19 protein-coding genes are annotated in these 18,224 nt (G+C 68.0%); 6 read left to right on the forward strand and 13 right to left on the reverse strand.

The genetic code is table 11. The features are described 5' to 3' along the window. Positions 1-66 precede the first annotated feature (66 nt). Positions 67-531 (reverse strand): nuclear transport factor 2 family protein, encoded by a 465-nt coding sequence (locus tag ACFU5M_RS15175; RefSeq protein WP_379049059.1) that lies wholly within the window; start codon positions 529-531, stop codon positions 67-69. A 131-nt stretch (positions 532-662) separates the two neighbouring features. After that, on the reverse strand, positions 663-1,439 hold the full coding sequence (locus ACFU5M_RS15180; RefSeq protein ID WP_379049060.1) for an SDR family oxidoreductase: 777 nt from the start codon (positions 1,437-1,439) through the stop codon (positions 663-665). Positions 1,440-1,871: 432 nt separating this feature from the next. Here ACFU5M_RS15180 and ACFU5M_RS15185 point away from each other — a divergent pair, with 432 nt between their 5' ends. Further along, complete coding sequence (locus ACFU5M_RS15185; RefSeq protein ID WP_379049061.1) at positions 1,872-4,766, forward strand: hypothetical protein; 2,895 nt, start codon at positions 1,872-1,874, stop codon at positions 4,764-4,766. On the opposite strand, the gene ACFU5M_RS15190 is transcribed toward ACFU5M_RS15185, so the two are convergent. Continuing rightward, positions 4,681-5,760, reverse strand: coding sequence for a GlxA family transcriptional regulator (locus ACFU5M_RS15190; protein ID WP_379049062.1), 1,080 nt, complete (start codon positions 5,758-5,760; stop codon positions 4,681-4,683). The two genes, ACFU5M_RS15185 and ACFU5M_RS15190, sit on opposite strands and share 86 nt — an antisense overlap. A gap of 141 nt (positions 5,761-5,901) precedes the next feature. On the opposite strand from ACFU5M_RS15190, the gene ACFU5M_RS15195 reads away from it, so the two are divergent. Next, a complete protein-coding gene (locus ACFU5M_RS15195; protein ID WP_379049063.1) occupies positions 5,902-6,813 on the forward strand; it encodes an NAD-dependent epimerase in 912 nt (303 codons plus the stop codon). Positions 6,814-7,115: 302 nt separating this feature from the next. Beyond that, on the forward strand, positions 7,116-8,093 hold the full coding sequence (locus ACFU5M_RS15200) for an alpha/beta hydrolase (protein ID WP_379049064.1): 978 nt from the start codon (positions 7,116-7,118) through the stop codon (positions 8,091-8,093). Positions 8,094-8,144: 51 nt separating this feature from the next. On the opposite strand, the gene ACFU5M_RS15205 is transcribed toward ACFU5M_RS15200, so the two are convergent. Then, positions 8,145-10,295, reverse strand: a complete 2,151-nt coding sequence (locus ACFU5M_RS15205) for a hypothetical protein (protein ID WP_379049065.1) — start codon at positions 10,293-10,295, stop codon at positions 8,145-8,147. A gap of 551 nt (positions 10,296-10,846) precedes the next feature. Between ACFU5M_RS15205 and ACFU5M_RS15210 the strand changes: the two genes are divergently transcribed. Beyond that, positions 10,847-11,176, forward strand: a complete 330-nt coding sequence (locus ACFU5M_RS15210) for a TfoX/Sxy family protein (protein ID WP_379049066.1) — start codon at positions 10,847-10,849, stop codon at positions 11,174-11,176. A gap of 1 nt (position 11,177) precedes the next feature. Here the strand turns inward: ACFU5M_RS15210 and ACFU5M_RS15215 are convergent, their stop codons facing one another. Together ACFU5M_RS15215 and ACFU5M_RS15220 are read right to left on the reverse strand one after the other, a co-directional pair. Continuing rightward, a complete protein-coding gene (locus ACFU5M_RS15215) occupies positions 11,178-12,881 on the reverse strand; it encodes a metallophosphoesterase (RefSeq protein WP_379049067.1) in 1,704 nt (567 codons plus the stop codon). A 193-nt stretch (positions 12,882-13,074) separates the two neighbouring features. After that, the gene (locus ACFU5M_RS15220) at positions 13,075-13,773 is read right to left on the reverse strand and encodes a TetR family transcriptional regulator (protein ID WP_379049068.1); all 699 of its coding nucleotides are present in this window, start codon (positions 13,771-13,773) and stop codon (positions 13,075-13,077) included. A gap of 133 nt (positions 13,774-13,906) precedes the next feature. Between ACFU5M_RS15220 and ACFU5M_RS15225 the strand changes: the two genes are divergently transcribed. Both ACFU5M_RS15225 and gcvH read left to right on the forward strand, forming a co-directional pair. Further along, positions 13,907-14,353: a cupin domain-containing protein gene (locus ACFU5M_RS15225; protein WP_379049069.1), complete on the forward strand. Its 447-nt coding sequence runs from the start codon at positions 13,907-13,909 to the stop codon at positions 14,351-14,353. 308 nt (positions 14,354-14,661) lie between these two features. After that, complete coding sequence (gene gcvH, locus ACFU5M_RS15230; RefSeq protein WP_379049070.1) at positions 14,662-15,054, forward strand: glycine cleavage system protein GcvH; 393 nt, start codon at positions 14,662-14,664, stop codon at positions 15,052-15,054. A 27-nt stretch (positions 15,055-15,081) separates the two neighbouring features. Here gcvH and ACFU5M_RS15235 read toward each other — a convergent pair whose 3' ends face one another. The 7 genes from ACFU5M_RS15235 to ACFU5M_RS15265 all read right to left on the reverse strand — a co-directional run bounded on the left by ACFU5M_RS15235 (position 15,082) and on the right by ACFU5M_RS15265 (position 18,222). Next, a complete protein-coding gene (locus ACFU5M_RS15235) occupies positions 15,082-15,816 on the reverse strand; it encodes a TVP38/TMEM64 family protein (protein WP_379049071.1) in 735 nt (244 codons plus the stop codon). Positions 15,817-15,937: 121 nt separating this feature from the next. Further along, positions 15,938-16,237, reverse strand: a complete 300-nt coding sequence (locus tag ACFU5M_RS15240; protein WP_379049072.1) for a gas vesicle protein K — start codon at positions 16,235-16,237, stop codon at positions 15,938-15,940. Further along, the gene (locus tag ACFU5M_RS15245) at positions 16,230-16,460 is read right to left on the reverse strand and encodes a gas vesicle protein (protein WP_379049073.1); all 231 of its coding nucleotides are present in this window, start codon (positions 16,458-16,460) and stop codon (positions 16,230-16,232) included. The genes ACFU5M_RS15240 and ACFU5M_RS15245 overlap by 8 nt, the downstream gene beginning before the upstream one ends. Next, positions 16,457-17,248: a GvpL/GvpF family gas vesicle protein gene (locus ACFU5M_RS15250; RefSeq protein ID WP_379049074.1), complete on the reverse strand. Its 792-nt coding sequence runs from the start codon at positions 17,246-17,248 to the stop codon at positions 16,457-16,459. The genes ACFU5M_RS15245 and ACFU5M_RS15250 overlap by 4 nt, the downstream gene beginning before the upstream one ends. Next, the gene (gvpJ, locus tag ACFU5M_RS15255; RefSeq protein WP_379049075.1) at positions 17,245-17,628 is read right to left on the reverse strand and encodes a gas vesicle protein GvpJ; all 384 of its coding nucleotides are present in this window, start codon (positions 17,626-17,628) and stop codon (positions 17,245-17,247) included. The genes ACFU5M_RS15250 and gvpJ overlap by 4 nt, the downstream gene beginning before the upstream one ends. Next, positions 17,625-17,921 carry a gas vesicle protein GvpO gene (gene gvpO, locus ACFU5M_RS15260; RefSeq protein ID WP_379049105.1) on the reverse strand — a complete coding sequence of 99 codons (297 nt, stop codon included), beginning with the start codon at positions 17,919-17,921 and terminating at the stop codon, positions 17,625-17,627. The genes gvpJ and gvpO overlap by 4 nt, the downstream gene beginning before the upstream one ends. Before the next feature lie 64 nt (positions 17,922-17,985). After that, complete coding sequence (locus tag ACFU5M_RS15265) at positions 17,986-18,222, reverse strand: gas vesicle protein GvpG (RefSeq protein ID WP_379049076.1); 237 nt, start codon at positions 18,220-18,222, stop codon at positions 17,986-17,988. Positions 18,223-18,224 lie beyond the last annotated feature (2 nt).

Below are 18,224 nucleotides of genomic sequence, written 5' to 3' on the forward strand. Positions count from 1 at the left end.
CACCTGTGCCGGGCCGGACTGCCGGACTGCTGGAGCGCGGACCGCTACCGCCGCCGCGTCACGCGCTCAGCTGACCGATGCGTGCGCGGCGTCGGTGCCGCTTCTGCCGGAAGCGCCACCACCGAAGACGTCGCGATGCCCGCGTGCGGTATCCATGTACTCGCGAACCCTGCGGATGAGACCGTCCCGCAACTCGAAGATGAGGCAGTAGTCGTTGCGGTAGGTGTTTCCGTTTGCCAGTGTGGCGGTCATCGTTTCCTCTACGACCACTCGGTCTCCGTCGACGTAGAAGCCGCGAAAATCCACGGCGACGTCACTGACGAACAACCGCGAGAACTCGTGTGCGAGGAAATGCGTTATGGACTGCCTGCCGATCATGTGGCTGGGCGCGTCGAGCGCGACCGCGGTCGCGTTGCCCGCCGGAGCGAGCCATTCGGCATCTTCGGTGAAAAACGCTGCGATCTGCTCCGCGTCATGACTGGCGAACGCTCGCCACGCGGCCTGAACGACGGCCCGGTTGTCGATAGTCATGGCTCGACAGTATGAACATCCACTCCCGCCGTGCTGGCGGGAAACAGACAAGATCATCTGTAGCCCGACCACCCCCGCCGAAGAGGGACAACATGAGCGACGTGCCGTTGCAGTACTGAGCGAGCGCGTCGTCATCCACGCGTTCGTTCGGCGGCATAAGGATTCGCCGGGCCCGCGGCGACGAACTGTGCCCAGGTCTGCGTGCCGTCGGGGTGATCCGGGCAGGTATTCAGGCCCGCCCGGAACGCGCTTCCGATCCGTCCGGGCACCGGGAGCGGGACGATTCGCCGCGGCCGCTGCCGGGCGGCTTGCCAGACCTGCGCCAATTGCGCCATCGTCCGCACTTCCGGACCACCGAAATCCGGAGCCCGGCCGAGCGGCTGGCCCTCGGCCAACGCGGCGAGCCGCCGCGCCACGTCGGCGGCGGCGACCGGCTGGAAACGGAAGTCCGGCGGCAGCGGCGCCACCGGCCACTTCTCGACGGTCTGCAACACTGCCGCGATCAGCTCGTGGAATTGGGTCGCGCGCAGGATCGTATGCGGCACCCCGCTGTCGATGACGGCTCGCTCACAGGCCAGTTTGTTCCGGTAATACCGGAACGGGATGCGGTCGATCCCGACGATCGACACGTACAGCAGGTGCCGGACCTCGCGTGCCTGCCGCAGCAGATTCTCGGTCTGGGCGAGGTCCGAGCCGCCCGCTCGACGGAAGTCCGAGGCGGCGTGCACGATTACGTCGGTATCCGCCGCGGCCTCCGCCACGCCGGTACCGGTCCGCAGATCGCCCACATGCGTGCCGGCCCCTGGGCGACGGGAAAGCACCCGCACATCATGGCCCGATTCGCGCAGCCGATCGACTACGAGCCTGCCCAGCGCGCCGGTTCCGCCGGTGACGAGAATCTTGGTCATGGTCAACTTCTACCGCTGAAGCGCGCCGGCGCGCACGAGGTCGTCGTTACGCGGTGAGTCGCCATGGCGTGGCCGGCGAACCGGTGTGCCGCCTGCGCGTGGGGCGGCGCAGTGATTCGCGCGGATCGAGTGGAAGCTCATCCGAATCGTCTGCGGGACAAGACAGATGCCGCTGGACCTGGAACCGCACCCGATGCGATGGTTGAATCGTTGCCGAGGCGGGTGCCGACGCCTCGCCGATCGGGAGGAGGGCCTGATGTCGGCTGGAGGCGTCGAAGCCGGTTCGCGAAGGTGGTCGGCGAAGATCTTCGGTACGCCGGAACCGGACGCTCCGGAGCGTGTGGCAGCGGGCGTGAGTACGTCCAGTTCTCGCGTCGACGGGCGCAATGGGCGGGACGTGCACGCGGCAGGCCGTGCGGCGCGGTTGTGCGGATGAGCCCTAGGCGGCGCGCCACGCGCGCGGAGATCGGGTACGGCGCGTTCCTGTCCTACAGCGGGGACCGGGATCGGACGGTGCTTCCGTTGATCCAGAACGCGATCGAGAAGCTGCCACGCCCGTGGTACCGCTTCCCGCGGATGCGCATCTTCCTCGACTACAGCGGGGTCTCGATCGGTCCGGAACTGTGGGGCAAGATCGTCGCAGGGCTGTCGCGGTCCAAGTGGCTCGTCGTGGTGGCTTCGCCCGAGGCCGCCCGATCCGAGTGGGTGGACCGCGAGATCGAGTGGTGGCTGGCGAATCGGTCTCCCGAGTCGATAATGCTGGTCCTGAGCGCCGGAACCTTGGTCTGGGACGAGGCAGCGGGGGATTGGGACCGGCATCGCTCGACTGCGCTACCGCCACGCCTGTTCGGGGTATTCGCCTCCGAACCCGTATACAAAACGGTCAAGTGGCGCGAGGGCGCGGACGGAATCTCGCACCCGGACATCGACGCCATCGCGATCGGCATCGCCGCGGTGATCCGCGGCGTATCCGAGACCGACATCAAATCCGAGGGCTATCAGCAGACCAAGCGAAACTTACGCTGGGCGAATACCGCCATCGGCGCATTGGTCACCTTGCTCGTCCTGGCGCTGATCGCGGCGCTCGTAGCCCGGGTCCAGAGCAATCGCGCCGAGCAGCAGGCCAGAATCGCCACGGCGCGGCTCCTGGCGTCCGTCGCCGATACGAAGACGACGACCGATGCTCGCGCGGCACTCCTGCTGGCCGTCGCGGCGTACCGTCTCGATCCGAGCCCACGCCATCACGCCGCCCTACTCCGCGCGAATCTGGCCAGTCCCGCGGTCGCTCGTTACGTTGCCGCACCCGCGGACGTCACCGCCTTGGAGAGCAGCGCCGACGGCGAAACCGTCGTCGCAGGGCTCGCGGACGGACAAGTCGTCACGTGGGCGCCAGGCGAGCCTGCGCCGACATCGGTCGCACACCTGCCCGGCGCGATCCGATCCCTGGCGGTCGCCGCGGACGGCCGGACCGTCCTCGCCACAGATGGCGCCGCGACGACTCTGTGGCGCGACGGTGCCGGCCGACGGGACTTCGACGCGCCCGACGAGCGCGGCGCCGAGGTCGTCGCGGTCTCCGAATCCGGGAAGGTCGGTGCTGTCCACCGCATCCGTACCGACGCGGCCGGGATCTCGAACGGGGTGGTCGACATCATCGACGTTCCTTCCGGACAGGTTCGCATGTCACATCCGACCGGCCGGTCGATGAAGAGCATGGTGTTCACCGATGACGGGGTCCTGCGTCTCCTCGACACCGGCGGCAGCGTGCGCCAGGTTTCTCTTCGAGACGGCGCTGCCGTCGACCTTTCTCCCTTGGACACCGACTCGGTCTGCGGGAAAGGTCAAGCCGTCGGAGAACTGTCGGCCGACGGGTCCTCGTTCGCGTGTGCGGTCTTGCCCGGGCTCCCGGTACCGGTCTTCCGGCTTCGGCAGGCTCCGGAAGCTCCTCGCCCGGAGACCGGTTACGTGGGCGTCCCCATGCCCCGCCGGACGGCGGCCGCGGCGCTCAGCCGCACGGGCAGTGTGGCAGCGGTACCCAGTGAGGACGGCGGCCTGTATGTGGCGCCGGTGGCCGGGGAGATCACGCCTCGCGAACCGCCGCCGCTGATCACCGGATCCGCTGTCGACTTCGACCGAGCGTTACTGCGGTTTCGCGGATCCTCGGAAACACAACTGGTCTCGGCCTCCGGGGCACTGATCACCTTGTGGGACCTCGCGCAGCGCGACCGGTTGGCGAAGTCCATCCCGGTGCCGATCGTCAAGGGATGCAATGATTGTCCCCCCAGCTTGTCCCTGTCGCCCGACGGGCGCACCGCCGTGATCACGGGCAAGAACAAGGCCTCGGACGAGTTCTCGTTGAACAGCGACGTCGTGGTCATTCAACAGCTCGGAGCGGACTCGTCGCGGCGACATGTCATACCAGGCCTGGACGGTATACCCGTGTGGCGTCCGGACGGCACCCTACTGGCGATCGCCGCGCATCCCGACTCCGGCTACGACCGCCGCGTATCCGCCGACCGGCCCCGGACGGAAATGCCGTTCGAAGTGGCGGTTCTGTCCTCTCCGCCGCCGCAGGTGCGGGTCCGGGCGGCGGCAGTGCCGGAATCCACGGACATCGCGGTGTCTTTGGACGGTAGCGGGAGGGCTTACCTGCACAATCTGGCGACGGGCGGTATCGACTCGGAATTCATTCCGCTGGGCGGCGCGATCGGCTCCGGCATGATTTCGGATGCGGCGATCGACGCGAACGGGGAGACACTGGTCATGCGCGATGACGACCACATCTCGGTGTACGACCTGTCCGGGCAGCGAAACACGCGCGATATCGACGGCAAGGACGTGCAGGCGATGGCGTTCGCCGGGCAACACCTGCTGATCGGCCGGGAAGAGAACATCGAAATCTGGGATCGCACCGGCTCCAGTCGTGAGCGGACGATTCCCTTCCGCGCCACTCGTGGTGCGACCGCGCAGGTGGCCGCCGCCGGGGACGCGACAGTGGTCGTCGCGAGAGATGGGGCGAACTATATGACTCTCTTCGCGGCCGACGGTACGAATCTCGGAGAGCTGGAGCCGGATTCCGTGTGGCACGTGACGCCCGCTGTCGCCCTGTCCGCTGATGGACGGTACCTCGTGACGATGAACCCCGGCCCCGCGTTCTCCGGCGGCGTCGATGGAACGCTGATCGAACGCGACATCTCACCGGAGGGCCTGATTCAGGCCGCTTGTGCGCACGCCGACGCCGATCTCACCGACTCCGAATGGGACGCCCTGATCGGGATCGGGCGTCCCGCACAAGCCCGCTGCCCTCAGCAGGGGCAGGAGTATCGGTAATCGTATGCCGGGTCACCGGGCTCTGCGGACCGTCCGAGTTCGGGTGGGCGGGCGCGCGGGTGAACGACGCGCGGTAGCTGCTCGGTGGCACACCGACATGCCGGACCATGTGCTGGCGCAACGACTCCGCCGAGCCGAGGCCGCTGTGCCTGGCCACCTGATCCATCGGCAGCGTAGTGGATTCCAGCAGTTCCCTGGCTCGTTGTAAGCGCTGGTGCAGCAGCCATTTCTGCGGGCTGAGCCCGGTCTCCTCGTGGAAGCGGCGGGTCAGTGTGCGGACGCTGGTGCGCGCGTGGGCGGCCAGGTCGTCCAGCGACAGTGGTGTGTCCAGCCGCCGCAGCGCCCAGGCACGGGTGTCCGCGAGCGTGACGCCGTGCTCCGCGGGTAGGGGTGCGTCCACGAACTGGGCTTGTCCGCCGGGCCGCACCGGCGTGACCACGGCCGTGCGGGCGGCGGCGTTCGCCACCGTCGCGCCGTAGTCGGTGCGAATCAAATGCAGGCACAGATCTATTCCGGCCGCCGCGCCCGCGGCCGTGGTGATCGGGCCGTCCTCGAGGAACAGCGCGTCGCTGCGGACCGCCACGTCCGGGTGGTTGGCAGCCAGCTCGCCGGCCAGAGCCCAGTGCGTGGTGGCGGTGCGGCCGGACAGCAGGCCCGCCTGCGCCAGAACGAAGGCGCCGCTACAGATCGAGGTGACGCGTTTGCCCGCGGCCACCGCGCCACGCAGGGCGGTGAGCGTGGCCGCGTCGGCGTCGGCGCGGCTGCCGGTGCTCGGCACGATGACGATGTCCGCTTCCTCGATCGCCGCCAAGCCTCGGGAGACGACCACGTCGAAGCCGCCCAGTCCCGCGGGCAGTACGCCGGGCACCGCGGTGCACACGAGGATGCGGTAGCCGGGTTCGCCGCCCACCATCGCCGCGCCGAGCACCGTTTCCGGCATGGCCAGGTCGAAAGCCTTCACCGGAGGAACCGCGACGACGGCGACAGTCTGCATGGCTCGATCCTTGGGATAGTTGGCAATCCGGCCAGTAGTCTACTCGACCGCACCACGGCAGGCTGAGGAGCACGCGATCGGCAAACGGCATGGGAACTACCGGTAATCGCGTGAATAATTTTGTCGCAGAAAGGAATTCGCATGCAAAAGCATGTCGTCGTCGGACGTGGAGCCACCGCTTCGGTCACCGCGACGCTACTGGCCGAGTCCGGTGACCGGGTGCGCGTGGTCAGCCGTAGCGGTGCGGGGCCCGACCACCCGAACATCGAACGAATCGCCCTGGACGCGCTGGATACGGCCGCGCTGACCGCCGTCGCGGAGGGCGCCGAAACCTTGTTCAACATGGCCATGCCCGCGTATCACACCTGGCCGCAGACCATTCCGCCGCTGTTCGGGTCCATTCGCTCGGTCGCCGAGCGGACCGGTGCGAACTACGTGATGCTCGGCAATCTGTACGGCTACGGTCCCCTCGACGGTCCGGTCACCGAGCAGTCGCCGCTGACGGCCACCGGACCGAAAGGGCAGGTGCGCGCCCAGGTGTGGCGGGAAGCAGAAGAGGCGCACCGGGCGGGGCGGGTGCGCGTCACCGAGGTCAGGGCAGGGCAATTCGTCGGCTCCGGCGCGATCTCGCTGTTCTCGCTGCTCGCCCAGCCGAAGATCCGGGCCGGGCAGTTGGCGCTGCTGCCGCAGGAACTCGACCTGCCACACGCCTACACCGCGGTCGGTGACGCGGCGGCGGCAGCGGTCGCCGTCGCTCGCGACGAGCGCGGGTGGGGCCGCCCCTGGCATGCGCCGAGCATCACGGCGACCGTGCGGGAACTGGCCGGGCGGTTCGCCACGGCCGCCGCGGCGCCCGAGCCGCGGCTGGCGGTCATGAGCGATCGGGAGCTGACACTGCTCGGTCTGACCGATCCGTTCTACAACGAGCTGTTCGAGACCTACCACATGTCACACGAGGCCTTCACAGTCGACGATTCGGCCATTCGCGACACTTTCGGACTGAAGGCATCCGATCCGGACGAGGTGTTGGCGCAGGTGGTGCGCGCGGGCTGATCGGGGTGCGCGTTCGGTTGGACGCGGCGCACCGGCTCGCGTGACCAGCGAGGTGAGCGGATGCTCGGCGCGCCGGGCATCGTGCTGGTGAACCACTCGCTTTCGCGGCTCCTGGTCGTCGCCTGGGCGACTCTCGTATCGAGTAGCGCGATCGCCGCGATATTCGCTGAAGGATTGCTTTCTTGGTCAAATTATCGACGAAGTCGGTGTTGATAGCTTTTGAGCAGCGATTTCATGTGCGATTGAGAACATGCCCGACGAATGCCAGACGTGCCTGGGTGGGGGTGATAGAAACTCGTTTCATGTACCGGCTCCTGCGATGCCTGGTTCCACTTCTCGCGGTGTGCGCCGCCTTCGTCCCGGCCACGACCGCCGCCGCCGATCCCGACGCGAGCATTCTCGAAGTGCGCCCGCTGGGTGGGCGGGAACTCGAAGTCGTCGTCCACTCGGCGGCGATGAATCGCCCCATCACGCTGTGGATGTCGCATCCGGGTGCCGGCGCACCCGCGCTGTATCTGCTGAACGCCGTGGACGGAGGCGAGGACGGCGGTCCGTGGACTCGGCGCACCGACATCGCCGCGTTCTTCGCGGACAAACCGGTCAACGTGATCGTGCCGTTGAGCGGGCGTGCGAGCTACTACACCGATTGGCTGCGCGATGACCCCGTGCTCGGTCGCAACATGTGGGCGACGTTCCTGACCAGGGAACTGCCGTCGCTGCTCGGAGCCAGGTTCGGGATGAACGGCCGCAACGCCGTGGCGGGACTTTCCATGTCGGCGACTTCCGCGTTGGATCTCGCGATCGGTGCGCCCGGCTTGTATCGGGCGGTCGGCGCCTACAGCGGCTGCCCGCGCACCAGCGATCCGATGGGCCAGGCGATCGTCCGATCGCAACTGGGAGTGTTCGGCGCGGACCCGGCCAATATGTGGGGTCCGCCCGGTGATCCAGCCTGGGCCGAACACGATCCCATGGTGCAGGCCGAGCGGCTGCGCGGAGTGGCGCTCTACATCTCGGCGGGCACCGGCGCACCGGGATCGCACGAGACGCTCAGCGATCCGGGCATCGACGGCAACCCCTTCCGGCTGGTGGATCGGTTGCTGGTGGGTGGAGGCATGGAGACGGTGATCAACGGTTGCACCCGGGCGTTCGTGGACCGGCTGAACGCTCTCGGCATCCCGTTCACGGCGAATCTCCGCCCCGCGGGCACGCATGCCTGGACCTATTGGCAGGACGACGTGCACGAGTCCTGGCCGCTGTTCGCGGGCGCGCTGGGCGTCTGAGCGGGACGACCCGGCAATCAGGCCGATCTCGCCCGCACGGGCGGGATCGCACTACGGGTTCCAGGGGTCGAGTCCACCGTCGGGATCCAGGTGGTCGAGGTTGGCGACGCGTCTGGCCGATCGCATCAAGGCTTCCCGGTTGATGTCGTTCGGATTCTCGTAGTAAGTGCGGGCCGCCTGCTGGTGCATGGTCGCGACTCGGTGGCCGATCGCCCATCGGGTGTCCCGGCCCGCGTTGTCCCACTCGTCCGGCGTGATCGCCGCCCGCAGTGCGCGGTCGGAATGCCAGTTCTGCTCGACCCGCTGCACGAACCCGTGATCGATGGTTGCTCCGGGGGCCGGTGCGTTGCTGTGCCGGACGAAACTGTCCGCCGCGATGACGGCCTGAGCGGCGAAGGCGTCGTGCGCCTCGTGGTCGACATGGTTGTCCACCGCCCACGCCGCCGCGATCGCCTTCTGCAACGGTGCGAAGCTGTACGGATTCTGTGACGCCGTCGATTCCTGGACGGAGTACGCGGTGAACGCGTTGGTTACCCTCCCGTGGTCGGCGCCGGAGGAGAGCAGAACGGCATGGATCCGTGAATCGGGCACCTTGTTGTCGCGAAGTACTTTCAGAGCACGCGAGACGCCCAGTTGGGTGCGCATGCCGCCCATCGGCGCGGCGGCGGCGACCGCGACACCCCGCCAGTTCGTGCGGGACAGCTGATGCTCGATGTATCCCTCTTCGCGGCTGGTCAGGATTCTGCTGGTGGAGCGTTCGATTCTCCTTCGTGTGCTCGCCAGCGGGTTCAACGGATTGACTTTTCCTCCGGCGAGCCATGCCGTCACCGGCGAGGAGTTCACGGCGTTGAGCGTAGTGAGCGTGCTCACCAAACCCATTCCGGGCGCGGACTTTCCAGCGCCGCCCCCGCCCATCCCGAGGGCGGTGCCACTGCTGCTCGCTGACTTGCCTTGACCCTGGATCGCGAGACCGAACCGGTTGGCGATCCAGTCGTTGCCGCGGCTGAGGCCGCTGCTGAGGCGTTTGAGCTGGAAGACGGCGACGATCTCGACCGTGCCCGCGATGATGATCACTGCCATGACCTGGCCGCGAGCTTGCGCGAACAGGTTGCCCATGAACAGTATGTAGACGCCGAGAAATATGGTGTAGGCCGTCATTCGCGCCGCCGCGACGAAGCTGTCCACGATATTGCGAACCAGGAACGTCTGCGTCGGGCCGTACACGAAGCCGCCTGCGGCGAAACCGAATATGGACATGAACCCGTGATAGATCGTGTCCAGCGCGGCCTTGACGACCTTGAGTCCGAGGTACATCGCGAACACCAGCAGGATGCCGCCGCAGGTCAACAGCATGAGCCCGGTGGCGACCTGTCCCATGGAAGGGTTCTCGGCCTTCGCGTGCGCGGCGGCGTCGCCGCATGACTTCAAGCCGCTGATCACCCGGGCGTCGTCGCCCGCGGCCACCCCGGCCGACCACGCCGATCGGCAGGCGGGCCGCTGGTCCACCGTATGGCCGAAATTCCACACTTGCAGCGGCTGCCGCGCGAAATTGTCGGCGAGATCGCTCTGCATCGTCGCCACCAGCTGCGTCGGATTCGGATCGGCGTTGCCGTTCAAGCCCGCCGCCACCGAGATGCCGAGATCGCGGCCCTGGGCCAGCAATCCGTGCGAGGACAGCACGTCCGCCAATGGCTCGGCCAGGAACAACGGACCCAGCAGCGCCACGCCCACCATCGTCACCACCTGCATGGTGGCCTTCGCGTGGTAGCCGCGTGCGATGAACCACCCGACGCAGACCGCGCCGATACTCGCCGCGGTGACCAGCATGATCGGGGTCGCGATCTGCGCCGTCAGGGCGTCGGCCACGCCGCGCAAGGCCGAGCTGAACATGTCCAGCCACCGGAAGCTCAGCGCGTAGCCGATCAACCAGATCGCCGTCGTCACAATGGCTATGTAACCGATGAACTCGAAGCCGAGCACGGCCCACAGGATGGTGGCGCGCGGCTTGAACAGGCTTTCGTCGCCGGTCGCGAACCGATAGTCCGACAGCGCGATTCCCGACGAGTCGTGGATGTTCATCCAGCTCAGGCCGTCGATCTGGGAGGTCCCGGCCGTGCCGCCCGCCGCGTCCTGGGCGGTGGCCAGCGCACCGACGAAGCCGGGGAAGACGAACAGCGCGAAGATGGTCAGTGCGATCCACATGGCCCGGCGCCGCCAAGGCCCTGTTCCGAAAAGCAGCCACGGGTTGAGCACACCGCCGCGCAGTGCACGCGCGGCCGTGCGGAACGCGCCCGGGACCGGAATCGAATGCCGTCTGGATGAATTACGGCGGACAGCGCGTGATCGCACCGCTGGGGAGCAGATGTGCACGGAAGAGTCCTTCGTCCCGTCTCTGGGGGCGCAGCCGGCTGCGAATAGTGAAACGAACTGCGCGCGAGGCCCAATGGCACTGCGCGGCCCCGTCCCACGCCCTGTATTACAGACAGGTACGGAAACATCCGCCTGAACGTCCAATGACATCCAGGCGGCCCGGGAGTGTACGTACGTACCTCGGCCGTATACCCGCAAGTCGATCAAAAATATTGCGGTGCAGTAATTTTCAACACGGGTCCACACCGTCGATCGCTTGCCGTGTCATCGAAGTGTGCGATGCTCGGCCGAGCATGCCGCGCCGAGGGCCGCGGAAGACGACACGCGGTCGTACTCGACCGGCGCAACGCCGACCTGTCGGACCCTGGGTGAACAATGCCGCTATGGCATACGACGAGGAGCTGGCCGAGCGAATCCGGGAACTGATCGCGCCCGGCCCCGAGGTCGCCGAGCGGAAGATGTTCGGCGGCCTCGCCTTCTTGATCGGCGGCAATATGGCGGTCGCCGCCAGCGGGCAGGGCGGTCTGCTGGTGCGGGTCGAACCCGAAGAGGGCGAGCGGCTTCTGGATGATGCGGTGCAGCCCATGGTCATGGGCGGTCGAGAGATGGTCGGCTGGTTGCGGGTCACCGCCACCGACGACGACGAAGTGCTGCGGGAATGGGTCGAGCGCGGCGTCGCCTACGCTCGGACCCTCCCTCCGAAGAAGAAATAGCTCAGGGCCGGACCTGCCGCCGGAAGAGAACGCGGTCGAATTCGCGGCCGTACTCGTCGACCGCGACCACGTCCATCTCGCTGGCGAACACGCCCGGTCGGACGTCGACGCGCAGGAACGAGTAATTCCGGAAGCGGACCCGTGACCATGGCGCGGCTTCATCCTGCTTGCCGCCGCCCGGTGTCCAGACATAGCTGTTCGGCACCGCGGTGTCGGGCAACTCGTTGTCGCGGAAAGTCTCCTGTGAGCCCGGCTGGAATTCGTAGCGGGGGCGTCCGCCGCCGCCCACGGTGTAATAGACGGTCCCGTCGGTCTCCGGGTAGACGATCGAGTTGTCGCCCGCGACCTTCGTCGCCTGTCCACCGCGGAGCGGATCGGTGCGCTCGTAGACGTGATTGTGGCCTTGCAACACCAGATCCACTCGGAAGCGGTCGAACAGTCCCACCCATGCGTCCCGAACGCCGCCGTCGCTGGCGTGCGATTCGGTGGTCGAGTACGCGCAGTGGTGGAAGAAGCAGACGATGAAATCGATGTCGGGGTCGGCGCGGTAGGCGGCCAGGGTGCGCTCCACCCAGCTCGTCTGCGCGCCACCGGAGTAGCCGCTGTTCGCGCGGATCTCGTAGGACACGTCGTTGGCGTCCAGCGAGAGCACCGCGACGTTGCCGTAGGTGAACGAGTACGCCGACGGACAGCCCGCCGGACCGTTGCCGGGGAAGTCCAAGCGCGCCAGATGCCCGCCGTAGCCGTGGTCGCCGTAGGTGCCTTCCATGTCGTGGTTGCCGGTGGCGAACATCCACGGCGTCTGTGCGGCACTGGACTCGATGGCGTTGAGGTAGACGTCCCAGACGTAGGGGTTGTACTTGTCGAACCCGCTCGCCGGCCGGGTTCCGTGCGCGGCGAACTGTCCCGGCTTGCCCGCGCCGGAAGGGTCGGCATAGGCGATGTCACCGGCGAGGATGTGGAAATCCGGACGTGCGGCGGCGATCTGGCGCAGCACGTTGCTCGCGTGCGGTGCGGCCGGATCGTTGTCGGCCTTGTAGTACTTGTCGTCGTAGTCGCCGGGAGCGACGCCTTCGGGCAGCGCCGGGGTCTCGTCGGTGCCCTGGTCGCCCATCATGGTGAAGCGGAACGGAAGGACCGCGGGGCGCCCGCTGGGCATCGCCGGTGCGGCGGTGCGGATGTCACCGACGAATCCGTCGGAGGTCCGCCAGCGGTAGAAATGCGGCACCCGGCCGGGCAGGCCGTCCACCGGTGCGTGGACGTAGAACTGTTCGGCCGCGAGCACGCCGCCGTCGGCGGTGGGCACCTGGGTGAGCAGGTTGCGTACTTCGGCTTCGACCGTCGCGCCCAATGCCGGCGTCGGCCCGTGGTCGAGGTAGACGGTGGCGCCCGCCGGACGCCGCGACAGCTGCGCCGCGAAACGCAACTGGCTGGCCGCGTCCGGCCCGAAAGCGACGCGTCGTCCACCCACCGCGAGCTGGGCCTCCTCGGCGTAGGCGCGCCTGCCGAACGGCGCCGTGCCGATCGCGGCGACGGCCGCGGCCGCTGCGGCGCCCCGCAGGATATTGCGCCGCGACACCGGATGACGGCGCAGGTAGGCGCGGTGCCATTCGTGCTGCTCGGTCATGGTCAGGTGAGCGGCGAGATGGCCGGGAATTCCGGTGTCGGGAACGTCGCCTGCTGGATTCAGCGGTGTGGACGGCATACCGCAGATGCTGTACGGGCCGGGCGCGCGGAGCAACTCGACACCGCACCGCAGGCGGGAATACCCCGTGCACGACCGCCGTCGGAGCGGGCGATAGGGGGCGTATGCCGGAAATGCGCGAATACGCGGTGCGGAAACGTATTTCACCGGTGGGACCTCGCAGACCACGCCTGCGCGAACGGGCCGATTCGGGCTACGCAGGCGGCTGCTCCGCCGGGTTCGGCGGCCGATCTCGGTCGGTAGGGATCCGGGGGGAGAACGGGGAGACGAGCGCATCGCTCCACGGGAAGCTCGGCGCACCCCGCCGTGCGTGGCCTGCGGCCGCTGCCGCCGGTTCGTTGTTCCCGGTCAGCCGGTGCACGGTCCGCTCCAGGGCGGGCAGGATCTCGGTGATGCCGAGATCGGCGTTCGCGAAGCGGCCGATCAGCGCGTAGGTCATGTTGGTCAGCACGAGCGCGATGTCCGCGGTGTAGTCGGGATCGGCATCGGCGAACATGGCTCCGACGGCGGGCAGCACGGCGTCGAAGCCTTGGGCGTCGAGTCGCCGGCCACTGGGGGTGGATCGTGCGCGATAGTAGGCGTCGAGCATTCGAGGATTTCGTTCCCACGGTTCGAACACGTACCGCAACAACCGGATCAGGCCATCGCGAAGCGTCTCGCCTTCGATCTGCGGGGCCGGGGTGGCGAACGTATTGGTCGCCATCCATCGCTCGACCGCGGCGAGCATCAGGTCGTCACGGGTGGGGTACCGCTTGTAGACCGTGGCGAGGGAGACGTGCGCGTTCCGGGCGACGGCCCGCAACTGCACCGCGTCGTAGCCGTCCGACTCCAGCATCGACAACACGGTGTCGATGATCTTCGCCGCCGATTCCTCTTCGTCTGTCCGAGCCACGTACGTACGGTAATCCAGTGATCTTGTCCTGGATACTCGCCACGACAGCGGCGCCGGTCGGCAGGATTTCGCTTCTCCGGCGTCGTCGCCGAACGAGGTTCCGGTGCGGCACCACCGTGACTAGGCTGCGAGGATGACGCTCTTTCTCCGCGTCGCCGTGGTGCCGGTCGTGCTCGCCGGTGCACTGGTGAGCGCGGCGCATGCCGACGCGACGCCCGGAAGCGACATCACCGCCGTCACCCTCGGTCAGGCCCGGATTCCCGCCGGCCTCCTACCGTTCGTCGCGGGCACCGATCTGGTCGTTCGCGAGATCACGATCGGCCCCGGCGGCTCCACCGGTTGGCATTACCATCTCGGCCCGGTCTTCGGCTTCGTGCGATCCGGCACGCTCACCCACCCCGGCCCCGACTGCGACGCTCCGGTCTATCGCACCGGCGAGTTCATCTACGAGCCCGCGGGCGAATGGAACGTCCACATCGGTCTGAACCGCGGCGCCGAACCGCTCGTCCTGGATGTCGTCTACGCCCCACCCGCGGGCGAGCCGCTGTTCGTCGACGCACCCGCTCCGCCCTGCGCATAGCACCTTGTCTCGGAGGCGACAGCGCTCGCAGTCGGTACGACCGGTCGGAGTCGTAGTGACCTCTGCGGGTGTCACGGCTCTCCGCTTGCCGGACAGGCGGCCGTCTCGGGTCGAGCGGTCGCCCGGCTGACGATGTGCCCCGCGTCGCCTGCGTCGCAGTCTCGGCGCGCGGGAAGGACGGAGCACGATTCGCCCGCGTCGTTCTCCCGGCGTGTGCGAACTCCGATGACGCGGGCCGTGTAGCAAGCTGTGCGGTGATCGTCCGGGCGGGCGATCCGCGGTGCGTCGACTTCCGGATGGAGACAGACATGTCGATGATTCCTGCTGGATTGAAGTACACCGACGCGCACATGTGGGCGCGGCCGGAGCGCGACGGCACGCTGGCGGTCGGACTCACCGACCATGCGCAACAGAGCTTGGGCACGATCCTCTTCGTCACCAGGCCCGAGGTGGGCACGTTCGTCGGGACCGGCGAGGCCGTCGGCGCCGTGGAGGCGGTCTCGGCCATCGCCGAGATATACAGCCCGGCCCGCGGCGTCGTGGTTCAGGTCAACCCGGCGATCGCGGACGACCCCGAGCAGGTGAACAACGACCCGTACGCGGCCTGGTTGTTCAAGATCAGGCAGGCGGAAGGCGTCTCGGATGACGAACTGCTCGACGCCGCCGCCTACCGCCGGTTGCTCGAGGATCTCGGCGCGTAACCGGAAACCTCGGCCCGTCCGCGGGCTTCAGTCGTCCCGCTCGGGGTCGCGGTCCGGCACTGTTTCGTGCTCGCGACGTGTATCCCGGCCGCGCCAACTCCGGTAGCCGCGATGTGCGGCGAACGCTCCGATGATCGCGGTGACGCACCATACCGCGATCGCGGTGTAGGCCAGGGGTGCGGACAGCTCACCGATCGATGCGCCGAGTGCGGTGTAGACGAAGGCCCGTGGCGCCGATCCGATCAACGAGCCGACGGCCATCTGCCACAACGGAATTCCGAAAGCACCGAAGACATATGACGCCAGCGCGTCCGAGATACCCGGGACGAAGCGCTGACCGACGACGGCCCACATGCCGCGCCGTTCGATCTGGGCGTCGATGCGCTGGGAGCGCTCGGCGCCGAGCAATCCGCGCGCGCTCTCGCGGCCGGCCCGCCGCCCGAGGAAGCTCGTGATGGTCGCCGTGCCCACCGCCGAGCCCAGCGTCACGAATGTCCCCACCAGCGGCCCGAACAACAGACCGCTCCCAGCTGCCAGCAGTGGCCCGGGAACGAAGACGGCGCCGAGCACAGCCGATGCCACCACGTACACGAACGGTGCCGCGGGGCCCGTCGCCGCGACCACGCCGCGCACATCCTCGACGTCGATCACCCGCGCGACGGCGACGAGATAGAACATCACCGCCAGGCCCGCGGCGAACAGCGCGAGCCGTGCTATGTGCAGCCGCCGGCTGCCGGGAGAAAGTTCATCGTCGCCGGTCATGGTGAGCCCAATCCTGCCGCACGCGGACCCCACCCTCGAATCGATGGCCAGGCGATGCCCAGGCTCGGAGTTCGAACCCGAGTCGGCGGACGCCACAGTCATGTGCCGTTGATCTCGGTGTTCAGGGTGGGTCGCGGGGGAGGAGGGTGCCGAGGGGGCCCAGGTCGATGTTGAGGTCTTCGGGGGTGAGGCCGAAGTGGTCGCGGAGTTCTTCCATGCGTTGCTCGAGCAGCATGAGGGTGGTGCCGATGCGTTCGATCTGGGTGTCGGTGAGGTCGCCGGCGTCGACGCGGCGGATCGCTTGGCGTTCCATGAGCTGGCGCAGGAGTTCGACCAGAGTGAGAACGAGGCTGACCAATCCGCGCTCGACGGATTCGGGTTCGGTGTCGATTCGCGGTGGGATGCCGCCGAATTCAGTCATCGCCGGGTGGTTCCAGGGCGTCGTGCGTCGCTGGCTCGAGTGACGTGGACAGCGTGCTGATCGAGGAGATGAGGGCGCGCAACGAGAGCTGGACCAGGTCGACGTCCGCGATGGCGAGCCTGATGTCGCCGGAGATGATCACGCCGCCGGCCAGCACCCGATCCAGCAGGTCGACCAGCGCGACACGGCGCTTGTCGTCGGTCTGCGGGGCGGCCCGGTTCATGCGGGCTCTCGTTCCACACCGGCGAACGAGTACGGCGGCCACGGGCCGGTGAGTTCGAGACGGATGCCGGAGAATTCCTCGCCGAGCGTGGTGACGGTGGCGGCGAAGTCGTCGGAGTGATCGTCGTCCACGAGGTATGTCCCGTTGAGCAGCATCCAGTCCCGGCGGCCACTCAGCGTCGGATCGGTCAGCGCTTGACGTCGGCCCGCCGCGGCGTGGCGGACCAGGCGCGCATGGATTTCCTCGGCACGCTGCGCCGCATCACGTTCCACGGTTTCCTGTGCGGACAGTTGCGCGCGCCGCCGGGCCAGATACGCCGCGCCCGCGCCTTTCCCGCTGTTCTCGCTCGCGCGTGCCTCGGCCACGGCGGCGGTCAGGGCCGCACGGTCCCCGTAGGCCTTCACACCCCATTCGGTGCGGCCACTCACCAGCGCGAGGGCCGCGGCGAAGTCCCCTCGCCGCTCGTCGAGCAGGGCGCGCACCCGGTCGTCGTCGAGAAAGACGGTGGCCAGCCGGAGCGGGACGGTCGGGCCGCGGCGCACCGAGGCCGACACGACGGCGTCATGTGCCCGGGCCGTGCCATCCAGCCAATCGAGATCCTCCAGGTGGCGTCGCAGCGGCTGTTCCCCGAACACCTCCAGCGGAACCGAGCCGACGAGTGCCGCCAGATCGTCGGAGACCACCGTGCGCACCGGTTCGCCCGCGACGCCGGTCAACTCGCCCGCGGCCGCCGAGTCGGCTCGGCTGGAGGTCACCGCGTACAGCCAGACCCCGAGGCCCTCGGTCACGACCGCTCTTCCCTCGGCTCGCGGCGGCGCTCGATCGGTTGACGTTGTCGGTTCGCGGCCTCCAGCTCGGCGATCCGGTCGCGCAGCTCCCGATTCTCGAGTTCGAGATCGTGATCCTGTCGCTCCAAGGTGTGGGCCTTACTGTTGAGCCAGGGGTCGGTCTCCCACCAGTCGATGCCCACGGACTTGGCCGTCTCCAAGGACGCGATCACCAATCGCAGCTTGATCGTGAGCAGTTCGATGTCGAGCAGGTTCACCTGGATGTCGCCCGCGATCACCAAACCCTTGTCGAGCACCCGCTCGAGGATGTCGGCGAGGTTCGTCGAATGTCCGCCGCCCATGGGCTGTGGTGCGAACGATCCGCCGCCGACCACCGTCATGACCGAGCCCTTCCGATGTCGGTGCTGCCGCGGCCGTAGCGTCTGGTCCTGTGGTAGGCCAGCAGGTTTCCGTCGAGATCGAGCTCCACCTCGTAGAGCGCGAGCATGTCCGCCGACGATGGAATGCGGCGGTCCTCGAGCACCTCGATTTCCACCAGCCAGCCGTCCTCCGTCGGCTCCATCGACGTGACCCCCTCCACTTCCTTCGAGGTCAGCGCCACGAGATTCTCGGCCGCCGCCGCGACGGCCTGGGCCGCGGTGAGGCCAAGCGATTCGCCCGGAGCCGAGTGCACGCTCTCGGTGTCTCCCGAAGTGGTCTTGCGTGCCACTCGCCTCACTCCTTCCGGTCGATCGAGGTCACGCCCGCCGACCGGTCATCCGATCCAGGACCGCCTGCTGCGCATGTTTTCGCTCCTCTTCCGACAGCTGACCGGCTGCCGCGGCCGCGTCGATCTCCTCGAGTTCCCGCCGCATGAGGGCGGGATCGTGCATCTTCTGGTCCACCTGGTCCTGGATCAGTTCCCCCAACCAGATCACTCCGCGCACCGGGGCGACGGGCAACGACAAGATCGACGAGACCACACCGAACAACATGG

The organism is Nocardia sp. NPDC057455 (genome assembly GCF_042802775.1).
In the GTDB taxonomy this organism is placed as follows: domain Bacteria; phylum Actinomycetota; class Actinomycetes; order Mycobacteriales; family Mycobacteriaceae; genus Nocardia.